Origin of the sequence: Pseudoalteromonas aurantia (genome assembly GCF_005886875.1) — a bacterium.
Lineage (GTDB): Bacteria > Pseudomonadota > Gammaproteobacteria > Enterobacterales > Alteromonadaceae > Pseudoalteromonas > Pseudoalteromonas aurantia_A.
Genome location: NZ_PNBY01000031.1, coordinates 1 through 19,422 on the forward strand (window position 1 = coordinate 1; position 19,422 = coordinate 19,422).

The following is a 19,422-nucleotide window of genomic DNA, read 5'->3' on the forward strand; positions in this document are numbered from 1 at the left end:
AGTTCCAAAAGGGTAGAAATCTGGTATCTTCTCCCCTCGGTCAACTGCTGATAACTCATAGTAGTACTGCTTGTTTCTTTGGCGAGAAGAGCGTACCACTTTCAGCAGTTGGCTTCCTCTTCTATACCTTTCTATGAGTGTCGCACTTATTATATGAAATCAGGGTTAATTAATTTGTCATGTACCATCTATAAAACCTTAATTTTCTTTACTTATATTAAGGAAAAGAAATGAAAGGATATATTAGAGCTATTGCAGCAAGTGCGTTGATTTTTGCAGCGCAATCACATGCGGTTATCTTCACTTGTACTGGTTACGTAAAGTCTGTTTATTCAATTGGGAATAATGCATTCGAAGTACAGTACAACAGAAGTTTAAGTAATTTTCAGAACGAACCTGTTATTATTTACCCAGATCAAAGTTATTTGCTTGGCCCTGTGCTTAATGCTATTCGTGAAAATGAACAGAATCAGACCAAGTACACTTTAGTCATTGAGAATCGTGACGGTGGTAATAGAAAATGCCACGATGGAGAAAGTGGCAATGCATTATTAGCCATAACACGTAGTTAAATTAAATTGCTTAGGGAGAGTGAATCAACTCTCCTTTAAAATAGCGAAAATTGTTAGTGGTAATGGCGTGTTGTTGGCTTTTGGTTGAAAAGGTATGGCGTAGTATATTGTAAAGTTACATCCATACTGCAGAACTGTTCTGAAGTTAATTTATACTCGTTACCTACATATGTTTTCCTGTATTCTAGCCTCCTTTATGTTTGATTAAAACGGATGGGTGCTCTTGTGTTATTAGCGTAACTTTGAGTTTATCAACTTGAATTGTTTTGGTGTTGCATAATCAAATTATCGCTGAATTAACCCTATATTCCGAGTTGTCATTTTCATCCCAATCTACTCACTAAAAATAAAAATTATGAAGCTTTAATCTTTAGGTAATGTTTAGAGTATTCATTGACCATTTTTGCTTTTTTTATTACTGCGTTAATATACCCTTCATATATCTTAGCTGTTACCATATTTCGATATATGGCGTGTTAGCACTGTATTGTTGTATAACTATAATATACGACTCGATATAGCGCTTTTTTAGTTTAGATTTGGACTTTTTTATGGAAATACGCAAGCTTAATGCGTTGCGCGGATTAGCAGCAAGTATTGTACTCCTAACACATTTTAGCGATGTAACAGGCTGGCTTGATTGCGCACTAGGTGGGCGAGCTGGCCAATATGGCGTGATGTTGTTTTTTTTACTGAGTGGTTTCTTGATGTCTCACCTTTATTTCGATAGAAAAGCAGATAAAGAGAATATAAAGCGTTATATCTTTTCAAGAATAGCCAGAGTTGTTCCGTTGTACGTGTTGGTGGTTATCTGCTCCTATTCGATGCACTATTTCGGATATACAGGACTGTATGAAATAACTCAGTTGCAAAGCTTAATCGCCCATTTGCTGTTTGTATATGGTGAAAGTGTTTTGTGGACTATTGCACCAGAAATACAGTTTTATGTAATTTTCATTGGTCTATGGAAAGTTGCGTGCTGGCGGCGTGGTTATATTTATGTAATTGTTACTTGTGCACTTATAATACTGTTTTTCTCAAATTTTCCACGCTTTTATGGAGATTTTGGCGGTGTTCCTTATAACTTTTTCCACCTTATGAGAAGCTTGCCATATTTCCTTGTGGGTGTATTGATAGGGATGCATTACAAGTCGGCGAATATCCCCTTATACTTGCGCAAAAATATATTTGTTTTTTCACTGATACTTATTCCATTAATGTACCCTCATTTTAGTCCAGTGTCGTCAGATGCTAAGATGAGAATGTGGTTGAGCTATGAAGTCTTGTTCGTCATGGCGGCAGTATTTTTCAGCGTTGTTTACTTTGTTCCTGATGATAATCGTTTGTTATCTAATCGAGTGGGAGACTTCCTTGGTAAAATTTCATATTCGTTATACTTGCTACATATGCCAATAATTCAGTTTATTAATACATTTGAAATGCCAATTGCGTTCAAGTTTATTTTATTCTTGGGCTCAAGTGTTTGTGTTGCCTATTTATCATTTAGGTGGATTGAAAAGCCTGCCGCAAGGCTTATACGCTCATTTTTTTGTAGAAATGAACAATATAGTAAATGATGGTAAAGCTAACAATGTGACCTACTTCGATGTTGAATTAGGGCTATAGCAAATGTCCTTTAATCGTGAATGTTGTAACTAAGTCTAACTTTAATGGATTGATATCTTTTTGAAACAGCAGCTTTGTAAAAAATGGACGCTAGATAAAACCACTTGTAGATTAATTAGCCGCACAGAGACACTGGAGCTTGAACAAAAGCAGGTGGTTGCATTGACATTATTAAGTGGCAATGCGGGTAACGTAACAAAGAAAAGTGACATATTAGATGCGGTATGGCCTGATACTGTTGTGAGCGAAGATGCTATATATGTCTTGATTAATAGCCTGCGGAATATACTAAATGACAACGTGCGAAACCCAGAGTATATAAAAACCATTTCTGGCAAAGGGTATTTATGGTTAAAACCTGTAATAGGTAAACGACAGCGTGTGTTGGGCTATGAAGTGAGAAGGTTTGGCATTTTCTGCATGATGGTGGTGGTTGCCTGTGCAGCTTACTATGAAAAGGTAAGCGGGCTTTATTCAAGTGAAAAAAACCACGAATTGCCATATCAGGTAAAACAAGATCTAATTAAAGCACGTTACTTACTCGCTAACCATCCTGGTTCAGAAACCGAAGCATTGTCTCTGCTTAAAAGCGCTGATGCATTAGAACCTAATAATGCGTCTATTTTAGAGTCGTTAGTGAGTGTGCTTTTTATAAAATCGATTCATGGAGGCCTAACTAGATCTGATCACAAAATCGCATTTAATCATACATTAAAAAAATTACAAAACCTTCTCCCTGATAATAAAGTAGCTCATTTGTATAAAGCGAGAAGTCTTTTTTTGTTTGAGCGTGATCACATATTGGCTGACAAGCATTTTCAACACTCATTGAAAACCGCTAATAGCCATAGTCACTATGGGCAATTTTTACTTGCCCATAGACAATTCAAATTGGCTTTGCAGCATATCAATCAGTATCAGTTACTAGACCCATCAGGGTATTCAAGTGAGAGTGTCGCATGGGTGTACTTAATGAGTGGCAACTTTGCTCAGGCATTCAAAGAATTAGACAAGCTTAAACAGTATTCTAAGGGGTCGTATTATTACCATGTTTGCCTACAAGCCTTGTATGAGGAGATGGGCGATGAAATAAAGTCGTTTGATGAGCTTATTTGGTTGATGAAAAGAGGTGGATATACAGACGCAGATATTGCGGCAATATCGACTAACTTTACTAAAACAGGGTTGAAAGGGGCGTACACTTGGTTACTCAGAGTAGATCAGAAACGACTAAGTATCGGACAGTATTCACCTCCAATGTCGTTAGCCAGATATGCAGTGTCTGCTGGAGACCCTAAATTGGCTATATCGTATCTACAGCAAGCAGTTGCTCAACAACAACCTTCGGTGATGTGGGTAGCAACCGATCCCAAATTTAACGCTATTCATAATGAACCAGATTTCATTTCACTATTGAAAACTCTAAACTTAAGTATATAAAACAGCAACATAAGAACTATTTAGAACAAATTAGATTTGATTAAGGACGTATCGTATTTGTCATGTGTAAGGTTTAGTTTGAAATTCAATAAAAGGAAAAAACATGACAATTTTTAATCGAAGCAAATTAAAGCCATTATGTTATTTATCTATCGTGCTCGTAAGCTCAGTGGGGCACGTCAATGCTAAAAGTGGCGATTACCTGCGAAGTTACCAAATAGGGTCACAGAATTGGGGAAGTATGAGTGTAAAAGGGGCTTCGGCATATTTTGGGTCTGATAACGGTAAGTTCTATGCGCTAAATCTAGATCGAAATAGGTTGGCATGGCAATTTGAAACGGGTGGGATAGTACGCTCTAAGGCTGCGATTTATAACCATAAGTTATTTTTTACTAGTGATGATGGCTATTTGTATGCACTTAATCGTTGGAGTGGAACTGAACTTTGGCGAGTGTCATTAAACGATGATAAGGTCGTTCGTAATTTACCTGCTAATCATGCACCTTGGGATTTTGATTATACAAAGTCATCTCCTACTGTTTCAAATGGAACTGTGTATGTTGGCAGCGGTGACAATCATTTATACGCCGTTGATATTTATTCTGGTAAAATTAAATGGTCATTCAAGGCCAACGACATGATCCGAAGTACGCCTACAGTCTATCAGAAGCAGGTTATATTTGGGTCTTGGGATGGTAGTGTTTATTCATTAAATAGTACAACGGGTGATTTGAGTTGGAAGTTTGAAACAGGCGGGCCCATAGTATCAAGCCCGGCTGTAATAGATAACAAGGTCATTGTTGGTTCACGAGATACCCATGTTTATGCATTAGATGTGAGTTCAGGCAAGGGTCTATGGCAGTATGAAATGCCAGGCGGGTCTTGGGTTGAATCATCAGCGACCCCTTCAGAAAGCGGTCATGCGTTTTATCTGGGTAGCTCAGACGCAAATATTTTATTAAAAATTGACGCCACTAATGGTGATGTCCTTTGGACTTTTCAAACAAATGGTTGGTCATGGGGCAAGCCTCTGGTTAAAAATGGCAAGGTGTATATCGGCGCAGTTGGTCATGATGAACCTGGTTGGTATAATACTGAATCTGGGTTTTATTCAGTAGATGCTGCTTCAGGGTCTTTACTTTGGCAATATAAACCTAAAAGGGTGGAGGGGTTTGTACATGGTGGAGTATATGCGAGCCCGAGTATTGTTAACGGGCAAGTATTGGTCCCTGATTTAGACGGCTATATTCATGTTTTTGATGAGTAGCGCATAGCATTTTGATGGTTTCATCGCTCGCGCGAGCTGTGTTGTATACAAGTTGCGCGAGCCGTTTGAAGTAGTTGCTTATTTATTCTTCCAATATTTATCAAATAGCTGAGGGTACGTTTGTTTTAATAATTTTGGTTTGCTTTTAAACTTTTTACCTTGCGGCGCAAAGTTAACTACGTTGTGGTAAGGCAACTCTTCGTTAGTTTTTTCTTCGTATAATAAGCCTGCCACCAAATCTAACTCATCGCTGTATGGATAGGGTAGAGCATCTTTTAAGGGCATTTTTGCTAATGAACTAAGTGAATCAGGGTCAGTGATAATATTCTCCACCACATCAGGGCCTTGGGTTAAGATCCAGTTACAAAAGTCTAAAAAATCATACTCTGTATTACAGCCACATGTTACATAAGCCGCGCCCCAAATATCCCAGTGCCATAAGCGCCTAAGTTGTGCGTTATAGTGTGTATCAAAGGCTTTAATGTCGTCGTTGGATAGGGCTTCTAATTGTGATTTTAGGTGAAAATTCTTTTCATTAATATCAACATCAATGGTGATGGTTTGCCAAAACAGGTCTAAATTCATCTTTATATGTACATTCTATATCTATGATATGAAGATCATATCATAGACAGCGGCGTCATTGATAAGCCTATACTTGTCGATCTATTAAGAAAATTAGTGTAAATTTGCGCATATTTTAATGCGTGTGAAACATTTGCATTTGATTGATTGAGAATTGGTATAGAAACCGAAGTAGATAGAGGCATTTATGTTCGATAATGGGTTTGCATGTATTGGGTTAACTAACCCAAAAAGTCCAAGTAATGTTGGGGCGGTAATGAGAGCTGCTGGATGCTATGGGGTTAACTCAGTATTTTATACCGGTAAGCGTTTTGACAACGCGCGTAAATTTGCAACCGACACTAAAAAGGTTTACCAGAATATCCCACTGATTGGTGCCGACACGTTAGAGTCTATGATCCCATTAGGCGCAACCCCTGTCGCTATTGAATTGATAGAGGGAGCTAGGCCACTGACTGAATACACACATCCTAAAAGTGCTTTTTATATGTTTGGCCCTGAAGACGGCTCATTAACGAAAGAATCACTCAAAATGTGTCAGGACGTGATCTATGTACCAACTCAAGGTTGTATGAACTTAGCAGCAACCGTGAATGTCGTATTGTATGACCGTTTGCTTAAATCGGGTGTGACGTTTAACAACGATGAGATAATAAGAGGTAGCCGAGATAACAACAATAATATTGTGTTATCAGATTTACTCACTCAAAGTGAGTGACAAAAGTGCCTCTAAGAAAAGTTTCATTTTACCGATGAATTTGACGCAAGGCTTATTGTAGCTTTGCGCTTTTCCAGTTACAAAAAGGCTTGCTGATAATTATACTTAGGTTAATTTTCCTTGGTTGTGGTTTTTTCTCTATATGCATCTCAACGTTTAGCTTGTCGGCTAAATAGATTTTAACAATTTGTTTTACTTGGCGATTTTTAACAGTTCAAACTAGAACTGGCCTCCAATTTTCGTACATCACTTTAAGTGATTGATCTGTTTTTATAGTAATTAAAAATATTGGAACAGATGATAACTAGAAAACGCAGAAACCACTCTCCTGAATTTAAAGCTAAAGTGGCTTTGGCCTTTGCTAAAGAAGATAAAACCGTTGCTGAATTAGCACATAATTACAATCTTCACGCAAACCAATTCTCTATATGTAAAAAAGAACTGCTTGAAAATGCGTCTCTGGTTTTCGCCTCTGAAAGCTTAACTGGTAAAGGCAGCTCAGAAGAAAGAGAAAATCTACACGCTAAAATCGGTCAGTTAATCATTGGAAATGATCTTCGGAGGAAATGCTCGGTTGTTAGAGTGGGCACAGTGTAAGTATACGATGGATTAATCTACCCAGCTATTGGCAAAGCGTCAATAATAGCGGCTTAATATTGCTCGCTCGACTGCTAATTATGAGCCCATAGGCCTCTATTCTGAGGAGATTAACTTGCGCAGTATATTGATTGAGATTAACCTTGAGTATCCATTTATGGGCAGTCGACGTATTCGTACTGAACTAGCTAAATATTCGATGATTTCAGCGAGAGTCTGATTGAGCTTATTAGGATTCAAAGCAATATAATCTAAGATCCAACTTTAGCATATAATTCAGATATTAATGGATTTATAATAAATAGCCCATAATTTACGTTATGTTAAATTAAATTGGCTTTAGTTTTTTCATAGCTGTCATTTTGGATATTGTTTATATATATTATTTATATATAATGTCCAATACTAAACAGTATCGGACATTATGAGTATATGCTTTCCCCTTTAGTTGATACACTTAAGCAACTTCGTTACCAAATTGCGCACATTGAAGATGGCACTTTAGCCAATGAATATCCTGAGCTCGAAACATTTTTATCTCATACTGTACGATCAGTACCTAATGCACTGGATGATATTGAGTTTTTGTATCAGTTTTTGTATGTGTATGGGAGAAAATCAGAGGCGACGTTTAATCGTTTTAGAAATGAATTGGAAAGGTTTTATTTATGGGCTTGGGAATGGAGAGCGCTCTCAGTATTTGAACTCAAGCGTGAAGATATCGAAGCATATGTAGAGTTTGTCGTAGAACCTGACAATCGATGGGTATCTGACTCCGTCCAATGGCGCTTTAAAGATCACGAAGGTTGGCGTATGGTTAATAAGCTGTGGCGCCCATTTGCACTTAAAGAAAATGGTGTCAGTCAGCAAACCTTTTCTGCTATGTTTACCGCCCTCAATGTATTTTATAAATTCGCTATTCTTGAAGAAAAAACATTTACTAATTTTATACCTGTAGTTAAAAAAAATAGCCCTTATTTAATCGTCCAGTCTCAAATTAAATTACCAGATACATTGAGTAACTTACAGTGGGAATATGTCTTTGGCGTTACTCGAGATAAATGCGAAGAAGACCCAAGTTTAGAAAGGAATTTATTCACTTTGGCATGTTTAAAAGGATTATATCTACGTATATCTGAGCTATCTGAACGGCCACAATGGTCCCCAGTTATGTCTCATTTTTGGCAAGATCCAGATGGATTTTGGTATTTAAGGATCATGGGTAAAGGTAATAAATTACGCGATGTAACATTGAGTGAAGATTTTATTATTTATTTACGTCGCTATCGACAGTATCGCGCCCTACCCGCATTGCCCAGAGTTGATGAGCCCCACCCTATAATTCACAAGTTACGAGGTCAAGGTGGTATGAATGTTCGTCAGATCAGGCGAATTGTGCAGCAAAGCTTCGATTTAGCTGTTGACTCTTTAGCTGTCGATGGTTTTTCTGATGAGTCAGAACAATTAAAAGCTGCAACGGCACACTGGCTCAGGCATACAGGAGCGACGCATGATGCACAACATCGACCCTTAAAGCACTTATCTGAAGATCTAGGCCATGCTAAAATTGCAACGACTGACCAAATTTATATTCAAACTAATATTAAAGAACGTGCTAAATCTGGTTCAAAAAGAAAGTTATAAATAAAAAATTAATTTATTTTTTATTTATAACTCACCAAATTTTATAGTAATTAAAATAAATCTTTTTTAAAGGTATATTTTACACATTAGCTATATTGATAGGGTTTACTATAAATTACTTTACCTTTATTAAATTTTTAGTGGTGGAATTTTGCAACAAATAAATTTCAATGATTTTTAAGTTTGAGTAGCGTATTTACTAAATGGTGTACTAGCTCTTTGAACTTTGAGCTTTGAGCTTTGAGCTTTGAGCTTTGAACTTTGAACTTTGAACTTTGAACTTTAAGGCAGAAACAGGTCTGGTATTGAGTGAACAGTAAGTAATTACAACCTGCTTGCGTAAAACTCTGTGTCTTTGAAGCTACAATTTGGAAATTGAAGGATTAAACAGTCAAATTTATAGATTCTCTGTGTTTTTTATTATGTTAAATTGCGGTTTTTTTAGTTCTAAGAAGGTAATCCTTCTTGTTTAGTCATTTCCCGATTAGTTTAAAGTAATAGTAATTTATTTAGTAGGTTAAGGTCGTATACGTTTGTAAGCGTATACGACCAAATTATCAATGCGTGATATTTTGCGCAATGTACTCAATTGGGTGTTTTGGCTTTTGGCCTTCATAGCGTTTTACCTGGCTACGACATGAAAATCCAGTAGACAGTAAAATTGAATCTCTTGATTTTTCTATCTCAATTTTCCAAGACATATCATATAACGCCCTTGAGTTTTCTTGGTTTTGAACTTCATGGCCATAAGTACCAGCCATACCACAACATCCAGTGCTCGGCGTTGACAAGGATAACCCTAGCTTTGAAAAAATATCTTTCCAAGCCTTACTGGCATTTGGCATTGCCGTTGTTTCTGTACAATGAGAAAGTAATGTGAATTTGGAGGCTACTTTTTCTTCAGATACAGAGATGCCCTGCCAATCTTGTTGAGAAAACCACTCATGCGCTAAACTTACTTTAAAGTCACCACATTGCTCGCCCAATATTGTTTTATATTCATCCTTGTAAACCATAACGAGAGATGCATCTAGTCCAATCATTGGAATATCATATTGAGAAAGTGAGTTTAAAAACTGACTGGTATTTTTTGCAGCTGTTTTGAACTCTTTTAAAAAGCCTTTTACGTGTTGTGCTTTACCATTTGGTTTAAATGGTAATAAAATTGGTGTCTTACCAAGTGCTACCACAAGGTCTATACATGAAGATACCAACTCAGCTTCATAAAAAGTTGTAAAAGGGTCTTGAACAATGAAAACACAGTTCTTTCTTTCAGCCTCAGTTAACGAAGATAACTCGTCACCGTCAAATAAATATTTATGGTGAACTCTGTTATTAACTGATGGTATGCTCAATGTTGGGGTATCGACATAACCAAATATCTTTTTAATGAGAAAGGCCATTACTTTAGAGTTTACGACTGGATTAATAAAGAAGGCACATTTAGATAGATATGGTGCAGTCAGTTCAATACTTCCAACTAAATAATCTTTAAGCGGTCTATTATATCTACTATGATAGAGATTTAAAAAGCGTGAACGAAATGTAGGTACGTCTACTTTTATTGGGCAAGATGTGGTGCATGCCTTACACGCTAAACACTCATCCATAGATGCTTTAACTTCATGTGAAAAGTCATACTCACCTTTATTCTTTGCACGCGTGTTTAAAAATCTTTCCCACCATGTAATGTCATTCTCTTTGCTGATCAACTGTTTTTCAACATTCAGAACGTTTACGTTTGCTTTTTCTTGTAATCTTAGCCATTCACGAATTAAGCTTGCTCGGCCTTTGGGTGAGTGACGGCGATCTTTGGTCACTTTATAGGATGGACACATTGGAGAAGATTCATCGTAATTAAAACAAAGTCCATTACCGTTACAATTCATAGCATTTTCAAAACTGTCACGAACTTCGATGTCAATTGTCTTATCGAACCAAGCTCTCTTTTGAGAGTCAACACTTACTAACTCATCTGTACTTTCTAATGGGGTACAAATTTTTCCTGGGTTTAATCTGTTGTTTTTATCAAACACTGATTTTATTTTTCTTAATTCAGTAAACAGTGTTTCACCAAAAAAGTCGGGGCCATATTCACTTCGATAACCTTTCCCGTGTTCGCCCCACATTAACCCTCTATATTTAGCTGTTAACGCCACAACCTGATCTGATATTTTTCGCAATAACTTTTCTTGTAGTGGATCACTCATGTCTAATGCTGGGCGAACATGTAAAACACCAGCATCAACATGGCCAAACATACCATAGTTTAAATCGTGTGAGTCGAGCAAAGCTCTAAACTCAACAATAAAATCTGCTAAGTTTTCTGGTGGTACAGCGGTGTCTTCAGCAAAAGCGAGCGGTTTTTGTTTTCCTTTTGTGTTACCCAAAAGTCCAACTGCTTTCTTACGCATCGCATATATTTTTAATATATCGGCTTTATCGTTTATCAGCTGATAGCCGATTACTCCGTCTTGCTTATTTTCTATCAAGTCATTTAATTTCGTACACAGTGATGAAATTTTGTCATCCATTTCATTTTCTGTTTCACCATTAAACTCAACCATATTCAGTCCTTGCATTTCTATGCCTGGAACATTGGTTATTAAGTCCGATACTGAATGCCAAATAATATCTTCTTTTGCCAAGTTTAATACTTTACTGTCTACAGTTTCTACTGATGTCGCTTGTGCTGAAACAAGAAATGGTGAATTTCGAAGAGCTGAGTCAAAGCTGTCATATTTAATATTAATCAAAGTTTTGAATGGTGCGATAGGCGTAATATTTAACTTTGCTTCAGTAACAACACCTAAAGACCCTTCAGATCCGGTAATGATCCTAGATAAATCGAAGTTTTCTAGCGTATTATCAAACACGTTTTCTAGGTCATACCCAGTAAGAAATCTGTTTAGCCTAGGAAATTTTTCTAAAATTAATGACCTATTTGAATGACAGCTATCAATGACCTGTTGATAGATTTGTGACGCCCTGCCTTCTTGGTTTGCAATGACGTGTGCTTTTTCAGTTGATATTGGTTGCGTGTTGAGTTCAGTGCCGTCGACCAAAAAAGTTTTTAACCCTAAAACATGATCACTAGTCTTTCCGTAGACAAGTGAACCTTGTCCAGATGCATCGGTGTTGATCATTCCGCCCACAGTAGCACGGTTGCTTGTTGAAAGATCTGGGGCGAAGAAAAAACCATACGGCCTAAGATAATCATTTAACTGATCTTTTATTACACCCGCTTGTACTTTTACCCACTTTTCTTCAACATTTATTTCTATGATTTTTCGCATGTGACGCGATAAATCTATCACAATACCTGGAGTGAGTGATTGGCCATTAGTCCCTGTACCACCGCCCCGTGGCCCAAATGTTAATGATAGAAATGGATCTTGTTGCGCAGAATGTAATGCTGTTTGAATATCTTTGTTATTTTTTGGATATATAACAGCTTGAGGGACATTTTGATAGATACTGTTATCAGTAGCAGTAACGAGCCTTGTTGCATAGCTGCTGTCAGTTTCACCTAAAAAGCCGTTATTTTTAATAAGGTTAAGGTAATCATTTAATAAGGCACTTGCTGAATCTTGTTGATTTATATTGGCAATCATGACGGTAATAATTTATTGCTTTGACCTAATTGTACCACGGAGTCATAGGAAAAAAGTTGAGAAATTTAATCTTTGTTACACATTATGCAAACTTAAACATACTTTAATTTGTATACTCTAATTATAGTCATTTTGATGGAGAGATAAAGTATGAAAAAAGTAATGATACTTGGGTTAGGTGTTTTGTTCGTATTACTTGCGGCGATATTTTTTGTGGTGCCCGGGCCTTCAATAATATTTGCGATGGCCGCACTCGTCTGTTTCTCGATATATTATCCAACTGCTAGAAAATACTTAAAAAAGTTACAAGCGATATTTACTAAAGCGTGCCATAAACTTGATGGGATAAAGTAGAAAGCCGGCGTATAAGCCGACTTTTTAGTAGCTATAAAGACTAGTTTTTTAGCTTGTCAGCCAAGTATAACCATGTTTCTAATACGGTATCAGGGTTAAGTGAAACAGAGTCAATGCCCTGTTCTACTAACCATGCTGCAAAATCTTCATGATCCGAAGGACCTTGACCACAAATACCTACGTATTTGCCTTTTGCTTTAGCCGTTTGAATTGCCATAGATAGCAATTTTTTAATTGCTGGATTACGCTCATCAAATAAGTGTGCTATTAATCCAGAGTCCCTGTCTAAGCCAAGTGTTAACTGAGTTAAGTCATTTGAACCGATAGAGAATCCGTCAAAATATTCTAAAAACTCTTCAGCTAAAAGTGCATTCGAAGGGAGTTCGCACATCATAATTACTTTTAGACCATTTTCACCACGTTTTAGGCCATGTTCTTCAAGTAATTCAATAACGCGAGCTGCTTCTTCTAATGTTCTAACAAATGGGATCATGACTTCGACATTAGTTAAGCCCATGGAGTTACGAACACGTTTGATGGCTTCACACTCTAACGCAAAACACTCTCTGAAATCTTCAGAAATATAACGCGCTGCGCCTCGAAAACCAATCATAGGGTTTTCTTCTTCTGGTTCGTACTGTTGACCACCCACTAAGTTTGCATATTCGTTTGATTTAAAATCAGACATACGAACAATAACGCGCTCTGGTGCAAATGCACAGCCTAAGGTTGAAATACCTTCAACAAGCTTAGAAATATAGAACTCTACTGGCGATTCATAGCCTGCAATGATGTCTTTAATTTCAGCTTGCAGTTCTGTGGGTTGAACATCAAAATTAATGAGAGCTTTAGGGTGAACGCCAATCATTCTATTAATAATGAATTCAACACGTGCTAGGCCAATACCCGCATGAGGTAGTTTAGCAAAATCGAATGCGCGGTCTGGGTTGCCCACATTCATCATTATTTTCATTGGTAAGTCTGGCATCGTGTCTACGCGAGATGAAATAATGTCAAAATCAAGCTTACCATCGTAAATAAAGCCAGTATCACCTTCCGCACAAGAAACTGTAACTTCCTGATTATTTTTAATCAAATCAGTTGCGTTACCACAGCCAACGACGGCTGGAATACCCAGTTCACGCGCGATGATCGCAGCATGACATGTACGTCCACCACGATTTGTGACGATGGCAGCAGCACGCTTCATGATTGGTTCCCAGTCAGGGTCTGTCATATCCGTAACAAGTACATCACCAACTTCGACTTTATCCATTTCGTCAATAGAATTAAGTACGCGAACGACACCTTTGCCAATTTTATGACCTATTGCACGTCCTTCCGCGATCACAGTAGATTGTGATTTAAGCTGAAATCGTTCCATTACGTTTGAATCTTCGTTTGAACGAACGGTTTCCGGACGTGCTTGGACGATATAAAGTTTACCGTCGTTTCCATCTTTTGCCCACTCGATGTCCATTGGACGTCCATAGTGCTTTTCTATGATAACAGCTTGCTTAGCAAGTTCTTGGACTTCGTCATCCGTTATGGAGAATTTTGCTGACTGTTCAGCGGCAATGTCTATAATTTCAACTTGCTTACCATGTGATTCATCAGACGAATATACCATTTGAATTGCTTTAGAACCGATGTTGCGTCTAACAACAGAAGGCAGGCCTTTAGCAAGCGTTGGCTTATGAACATAAAATTCATCTGGGTTAACAGCGCCTTGAACAACCATTTCCCCTAGTCCATAACTAGAAGTAATAAAAACGACGTCTTCAAAGCCAGATTCAGTATCGATGCTAAACATAACACCTGATGATGCTTTATCCGAGCGAACCATACGTTGAATACCCGCTGATAAAGCTACACCACGATGATCATAACCTTGGTGAACACGATAAGAAATTGCACGGTCGTTAAATAGTGAAGCAAATACGTGTTTAATTGCCACCATTACGGCGTCAATGCCACGTACGTTAAGAAATGTTTCTTGCTGACCAGCAAATGATGCGTCTGGCATATCTTCTGCAGTAGCTGAAGAGCGCACCGCGAAAGAAACATCAGAATTGGTTTCACCGTGAAGTGTATTATAAGCGTCGTGAATTGCTTTATTTAGTTCTGGTTGGAATGGAGTATCGATTATCCATTGTCGTATTTCCGAGCCAACTTTGGCTAGTGTGTTAACGTCATCGACGTCTAGTGTGTCTAAAATAGTGTGGATTTTTTCATTGAGTCCAGATTGCTCTAAAAACTCATTAAAAGCATCGGCGGTTGTAGCGAATCCACCAGGTACTTGTACACCAGCGTTAGAAAGGTTCGATATCATTTCCCCAAGTGAAGCGTTTTTACCACCAACTCGAGGTACATCTTGCATACCTAACTCTTGATACCAGAGAACGTAGTCTTGCACGGAACTGTCTCCAAAACAAATTGTATTTAATGTGAGAGATTGTTTGACCTTTAGTACAGGTCAAAGGCATTCTACACTGGCAAGTACGCTTACGTAAACCGCGGAAGCCAAAATTCAGCTAATTTGTGAGAACAAGGTTAAAATGAGAACAGCATTTTATATATCAGATGGAACAGCGATAACTTCAGAGGTGTTTGGGCATGCAACACTCTCTATGTTTCCAGTGGAATTTAATCATCAAACAATCCCTTTTGTTGAAACGGTGAGAAAAGCGGAGGAAATCAAAGAACTGATAGACTTAAATGCAAAGAATACTGGTGAACGGCCACTGGTGTTTTTTACATTTGTAAACCCCAAGCTATCTGACATAATTCTTTCATCACAAGGCGTATGCTATGATTTTCTAGCTCTGGCAAGTAAGGTCGTAAAAAAAGAATTAAATGTTGAACCCGTACCAAAAGTTCATCGCACTCATTCAATTCATGAAGCAAGTTATGATTTTAGAATTGATGCTGTGAACTACGCGTTGGCAAATGATGATGGTGCAAATATAAAAGATTATGAACAAGCTGATATTATCTTAGTTGGTGTGAGTCGCTCAGGTAAAACCCCAACGAGTTTATATCTTGCATTACAGTATGGTATCAAGGCAGCTAATTACCCAATCACAGAAGATGATTTGGAAAAAGGCAACTTCCCCAAATGCTTGCTACCATATAAGAATAAATTGTTTGGATTAACAATTAACCCAGAACGATTATCAGCGATCCGTGAAGGTAGAATGGCCAACTCAAAATATGCGTCTATTCGCCAGTGCCGAATAGAAGTCAGAGAAGTAGAGATGTTGTTTAAAAAGCATCGAATGCCATATCTGAATTCTACCAGTCATTCCGTAGAAGAGATATCAGCTAAAATTATTTCTGAAACGGGGCTCACAAGAAGAAAGTATTGATAAAAGGCTGCAAATGCAGCCCTTATAACTGAATTTTTAAACTTTGTTCCGAGCGTCTTTAAGTAAATCGGCTACTAAAAATCCAAGCTCTAATACTTGGTCAGCATTAAGACGTGGATCACATTGCGTACGATAACGTTGTGCTAAGTCTTCATCAGATAAGCCATAAGCACCACCAACACATTCGGTAACGTGTTGACCTGTCATCTCCAAGTGTACACCACCCGGGTAAGACCCTTCCGCTTTATGAACTGAGAAGAATTGACTTATTTCACGTAGAATATTGTTGAAGCTTCGTGTTTTATATCCTGTACTGGCTTTTTCAGTATTACCATGCATTGGATCTGAGGTCCAAACAACCTTGCGCCCTTCGTCTTGTACTCTGCGAACAAGGGCTGGTAATTTTTCTGGAAGTACGTCAGCTCCCATTCTGGTGATTAGTGTTAATCGCCCAGGTATATTGTCTGGGTTAAGTGCATCAATTAACGCGATTAACTCATCAGGTGCCATACCAGGTCCGACTTTAACACCTATTGGGTTTTTAATGCCGCGGAAAAACTCTATGTGGGCATGGTCTAGTTGTCTTGTGCGCTCCCCAATCCAAACGAAGTGAGCTGAACAATCATACCAATCACCAGTAAGGTGATCCCTGCGTGTAAGTGCTTGCTCATAGCCTAGTAAAAGTGCTTCATGAGATGTATAGAGTGACGTTTCTTTTAGACTCGGTGCTACGCTTGAATCAATTCCACACACTTCCATAAACTCGAGTGCGTCTTGAATTTTATCAGCCATTTGCTGATATTTTTCTTTGAGAGGATTCGCAGCAACAAAGCTCATATTCCAACGGTTTACTTGGTGCAGATCCGCCAGGCCACCTTGTGCAAATGCTCTTAACAAGTTTAAGGTGGCTGCACTATGATGGTAAGCTGTCATTAGCCGATTAGGATCTGGAACTCGCGATGCTTCAGTAAACTCAAAATTATTAATGATGTCACCACGGTAAGATGGTAAAGAAACGCCATCGATTGTTTCAAAATTCGAAGAGCGAGGTTTAGCGTATTGCCCTGCCATTCTTCCAATTTTGACAACAGGGCATTTTCCGCCATAAGTTAACACAACTGCCATTTGAAGAAGTGTTTTGAATGTATCTCGAATATTTGCAGCATTAAAATCAGAGAATGACTCTGCGCAATCTCCGCCTTGTAACAAGAACGCTCTACCTTCACAGACATCCGCTAGGTTTTTATAAAGGCTACGTGTTTCCTCAGCAAAAACTAAAGGAGGCGCTTTATTTAGTTGCGCTTCTATGTCTACTAACGCTGCTTTATCAGGGTATTCTGGTTGTTGTACAATTGGATGTTCTCTCCAACTATCTGGGTTCCAAGTTTTCATTAATTTTCCTCATTCCAATGTAATGTTACCTCACCACGAAAGTATCGTATCGACGTACCCGCTTCAAGGTAAATTTAGTATTTATTTCAATTAAGAACACATCATACTAAATTTAGTGCATAGAAGTAGCATCTTAAACCATAGTAAAACAACTTTAACCATTGTTTTGTCAGTCTAAAACATATTTAGCTATCATCAACACGAGAGCTCAGTAAACTCATTGTCAAAATAGATAATTAAAAGTAACTTGATTTAAACTTCTTGGGTGCGATTAGAACATTAAATTCTTTAACCCATGATTCTAAATGAAGAAGGAAATTTGGAATTGGTCACAGTATAATCCTGCTTCAGTTCAACATGGTAGCATCTATATTTTGCTCAGTGATCGTGTTATCTCAAAGCAGCAAAATACTTAAATCCACGGTGGTCGTACAAATCACTATTCTGATTTAGCAATTGACACGTGTTTAACCTTAAAGGCTCTTTTCAATTTTCACTTAGTGCCTTAGATGTGTTTTTACATTCTTTACTCACTCGCTATGGTTGGTATCTTTTTACATTCCCTAATGGTTAATAAGCAAAAAGGCCCCCAGTTTAATAGTGATCATACAGAACCGTGATGCTACAAATTCAAATTGAGAAATTAATTGGTAGTTAGCTATTTTGCAATCAAGGCCTAGTTGTTCTTATAACTGCAAATAATTATGAGCTTCCGCCCATAGAGGAATAAACCCTATAAGATTATAAATAAATGTACCTAGACCTTCACCGCATTAGTCGGAAATATACATTATGAATGCAACCTTTGTAGAACACATCATACTTAATTGCAATATAAAATAAACTTAGCAAATGTATATAAGTCGGAACAAGTAAACAGGAGTTAGAATTGGTACCTCAATTATTGAGCTACTTTAGTCGGGCGTATTCAGCAATTATATGCCTTAAACAATTTCAAGAGATGTTGGTCGTAGTAGTAATGAGCTTTGCCTGAATGCCAGCAGCATATAAGAGTAACAAAAACAGAAAATACGGTGGCATCGCTATTTTGATTTAGCAATTGAATATTAAGGCTGTATCCCATTTTCCACAGAGAATATTAGAAAAGCTTGAGAATTCTTTACTCTCTATGTGGTGAATTGCATGCGACAAAGCATCGGACTTACAAAAAAGTTGCACTGAACTGTCGTTGATAAATTTTACAGATGGTAAAGCCCTTTCTGATTTAATCAGACCACTACGAAGAAATACAGGTGACGATGTGTATGACACATATGAAGAGGTCTAAGAAAAAACGCCACTTAGCGAGCGCGACCAAGAGATAATGCTTAATATTGAGGAAAACGACACCCCAAAAACAATGCCATATTTATTATGCATAAAATAGTATTATCGCAGTAGAAAGTTAATTCCGGGTACTATCTTCGCTCACCTGCCGAGACGTCGTTCTGCCTAGTGATAAGTCTAAACGTTGTTAACTAATTACTCTTGATGCTGAAGCGAATCAAAAATGAATGAGCTAGATATAAACTAATACCAGCAACAGAGTTAACACTGAGATACTGGCCTGGAGTTATATATTTGCTCAGCAGTGCCTAAGTTAAGCAGAATTTTTAGTTGTCAGTATACTAAGTTGGTTAAGATAAATATAAGTAATTTGTTCGATTGTTATTCCCATAATGATTGACTTAAATAGTCATAAAAAGGGTGAGAATAGGGAGCAATTAGTTTTTATCTTTTAAATGTTCCGCCTGTCTGAAATGACATAGCAATATTAGCTCTAAAGTTAAATTTAACATAATGTAATAATTTACAATAAGTGAGCTCATATAAACACAGTCATCAATGTTGTTTATGGTAATGCTTTGCTGCCCTTCTCTCTGCTATAAATTAAGTATGTTCAATTCCTATTGTTGATAATTATCACGATGGCAAAAAAGTGGCTATTCTGGTATCATCGAAGAAAAGAACACATCATACTCTCAAGTTAAAGACGCAAAACTATCAAAAGCATAAAACTTAACAGCTGCCATCAAAATGAATAATCTCTAGATTTGTTGTTATACTTCTTTTCATAACTCATTTACCCCAAATATATTAATTTATCCCCACAGTACTTATTCCTGATTTCATATAATAAGTGCGACACTCATAGAAAGGTATAGAAGAGGAAGCCAACTGCTGAAAGTGGTACGCTCTTCTCGCCAAAGAAACAAGCAGTACTCCTATGAGTTATCAGCAGTTG

The 19,422-nt window shown here is 37.6% G+C and carries 12 protein-coding genes and 1 pseudogene; 9 read left to right on the top strand and 4 right to left on the bottom strand.

Annotation, left to right across the window (positions count from 1 at the left end):
• Window positions 1-230: 230 nt before the first annotated feature.
• The 4 genes from CWC18_RS07075 (at window position 231) to CWC18_RS07090 (ending at window position 4,905) form a co-directional block, all read left to right on the top strand.
• Window positions 231-572 (top strand): hypothetical protein, encoded by a 342-nt coding sequence (locus CWC18_RS07075; RefSeq protein WP_138674985.1) that lies wholly within the window; start codon window positions 231-233, stop codon window positions 570-572.
• A gap of 551 nt (window positions 573-1,123) precedes the next feature.
• Window positions 1,124-2,149, top strand: a complete 1,026-nt coding sequence (locus CWC18_RS07080) for an acyltransferase family protein (protein ID WP_138590692.1) — start codon at window positions 1,124-1,126, stop codon at window positions 2,147-2,149.
• A gap of 109 nt (window positions 2,150-2,258) precedes the next feature.
• Entirely contained in the window at window positions 2,259-3,638 is a 1,380-nt protein-coding gene (locus CWC18_RS07085) for a winged helix-turn-helix domain-containing protein (RefSeq protein ID WP_171041051.1), read from the top strand.
• A 103-nt stretch (window positions 3,639-3,741) separates the two neighbouring features.
• Window positions 3,742-4,905, top strand: coding sequence for a PQQ-binding-like beta-propeller repeat protein (locus CWC18_RS07090; RefSeq protein ID WP_138674987.1), 1,164 nt, complete (start codon window positions 3,742-3,744; stop codon window positions 4,903-4,905).
• Window positions 4,906-4,983: 78 nt separating this feature from the next.
• Here CWC18_RS07090 and CWC18_RS07095 read toward each other — a convergent pair whose 3' ends face one another.
• A complete protein-coding gene (locus CWC18_RS07095) occupies window positions 4,984-5,490 on the bottom strand; it encodes a DUF4240 domain-containing protein (protein WP_138590686.1) in 507 nt (168 codons plus the stop codon).
• A 187-nt stretch (window positions 5,491-5,677) separates the two neighbouring features.
• Between CWC18_RS07095 and CWC18_RS07100 the strand changes: the two genes are divergently transcribed.
• From CWC18_RS07100 to CWC18_RS07110, 3 genes and pseudogenes are all read left to right on the top strand, one after another.
• Entirely contained in the window at window positions 5,678-6,208 is a 531-nt protein-coding gene (locus CWC18_RS07100) for an RNA methyltransferase (RefSeq protein ID WP_138590685.1), read from the top strand.
• A 300-nt stretch (window positions 6,209-6,508) separates the two neighbouring features.
• Window positions 6,509-6,998 (top strand): annotated as a pseudogene (locus tag CWC18_RS21430) (transposase); the annotation flags it as partial.
• A gap of 239 nt (window positions 6,999-7,237) precedes the next feature.
• On the top strand, window positions 7,238-8,449 hold the full coding sequence (locus CWC18_RS07110; protein ID WP_138590681.1) for a tyrosine-type recombinase/integrase: 1,212 nt from the start codon (window positions 7,238-7,240) through the stop codon (window positions 8,447-8,449).
• A gap of 557 nt (window positions 8,450-9,006) precedes the next feature.
• On the opposite strand, the gene ydiJ is transcribed toward CWC18_RS07110, so the two are convergent.
• Window positions 9,007-12,063: a D-2-hydroxyglutarate dehydrogenase YdiJ gene (ydiJ, locus tag CWC18_RS07115; protein ID WP_138674988.1), complete on the bottom strand. Its 3,057-nt coding sequence runs from the start codon at window positions 12,061-12,063 to the stop codon at window positions 9,007-9,009.
• 150 nt (window positions 12,064-12,213) lie between these two features.
• Between ydiJ and CWC18_RS07120 the strand changes: the two genes are divergently transcribed.
• Window positions 12,214-12,417, top strand: coding sequence for a hypothetical protein (locus tag CWC18_RS07120; protein WP_138593794.1), 204 nt, complete (start codon window positions 12,214-12,216; stop codon window positions 12,415-12,417).
• Window positions 12,418-12,457: 40 nt separating this feature from the next.
• Here the strand turns inward: CWC18_RS07120 and ppsA are convergent, their stop codons facing one another.
• Window positions 12,458-14,833 (bottom strand): phosphoenolpyruvate synthase, encoded by a 2,376-nt coding sequence (ppsA, locus tag CWC18_RS07125; RefSeq protein ID WP_138593795.1) that lies wholly within the window; start codon window positions 14,831-14,833, stop codon window positions 12,458-12,460.
• Between the two features lie 142 nt (window positions 14,834-14,975).
• Between ppsA and ppsR the strand changes: the two genes are divergently transcribed.
• Entirely contained in the window at window positions 14,976-15,785 is an 810-nt protein-coding gene (gene ppsR / locus CWC18_RS07130; RefSeq protein ID WP_138593796.1) for a posphoenolpyruvate synthetase regulatory kinase/phosphorylase PpsR, read from the top strand.
• A gap of 36 nt (window positions 15,786-15,821) precedes the next feature.
• Here ppsR and CWC18_RS07135 read toward each other — a convergent pair whose 3' ends face one another.
• Window positions 15,822-17,177, bottom strand: a complete 1,356-nt coding sequence (locus CWC18_RS07135; protein ID WP_138674989.1) for a class II 3-deoxy-7-phosphoheptulonate synthase — start codon at window positions 17,175-17,177, stop codon at window positions 15,822-15,824.
• Between the last annotated feature and the right edge of the window lie 2,245 nt (window positions 17,178-19,422).

Excerpts from the sequence above, each read along its gene's own strand:
- CWC18_RS07075 (WP_138674985.1), top strand. The coding sequence starts at position 231 with ATGAAAGGATATATTAGAGCTATTGCAGCAAGTGCGTTGATTTTTGCA.
- CWC18_RS07080 (WP_138590692.1), top strand. The coding sequence starts at position 1,124 with ATGGAAATACGCAAGCTTAATGCGTTGCGCGGATTAGCAGCAAGTATT.
- CWC18_RS07090 (WP_138674987.1), top strand. The coding sequence starts at position 3,742 with ATGACAATTTTTAATCGAAGCAAATTAAAGCCATTATGTTATTTATCT.
- CWC18_RS07095 (WP_138590686.1), bottom strand. The coding sequence starts at position 5,490 with ATGAATTTAGACCTGTTTTGGCAAACCATCACCATTGATGTTGATATT.
- CWC18_RS07100 (WP_138590685.1), top strand. The coding sequence starts at position 5,678 with ATGTTCGATAATGGGTTTGCATGTATTGGGTTAACTAACCCAAAAAGT.
- CWC18_RS07110 (WP_138590681.1), top strand. The coding sequence starts at position 7,238 with ATGCTTTCCCCTTTAGTTGATACACTTAAGCAACTTCGTTACCAAATT.
- ydiJ (WP_138674988.1), bottom strand. The coding sequence starts at position 12,063 with ATGATTGCCAATATAAATCAACAAGATTCAGCAAGTGCCTTATTAAAT.
- CWC18_RS07120 (WP_138593794.1), top strand. The coding sequence starts at position 12,214 with ATGAAAAAAGTAATGATACTTGGGTTAGGTGTTTTGTTCGTATTACTT.
- ppsR (WP_138593796.1), top strand. The coding sequence starts at position 14,976 with ATGAGAACAGCATTTTATATATCAGATGGAACAGCGATAACTTCAGAG.
- CWC18_RS07135 (WP_138674989.1), bottom strand. The coding sequence starts at position 17,177 with ATGAAAACTTGGAACCCAGATAGTTGGAGAGAACATCCAATTGTACAA.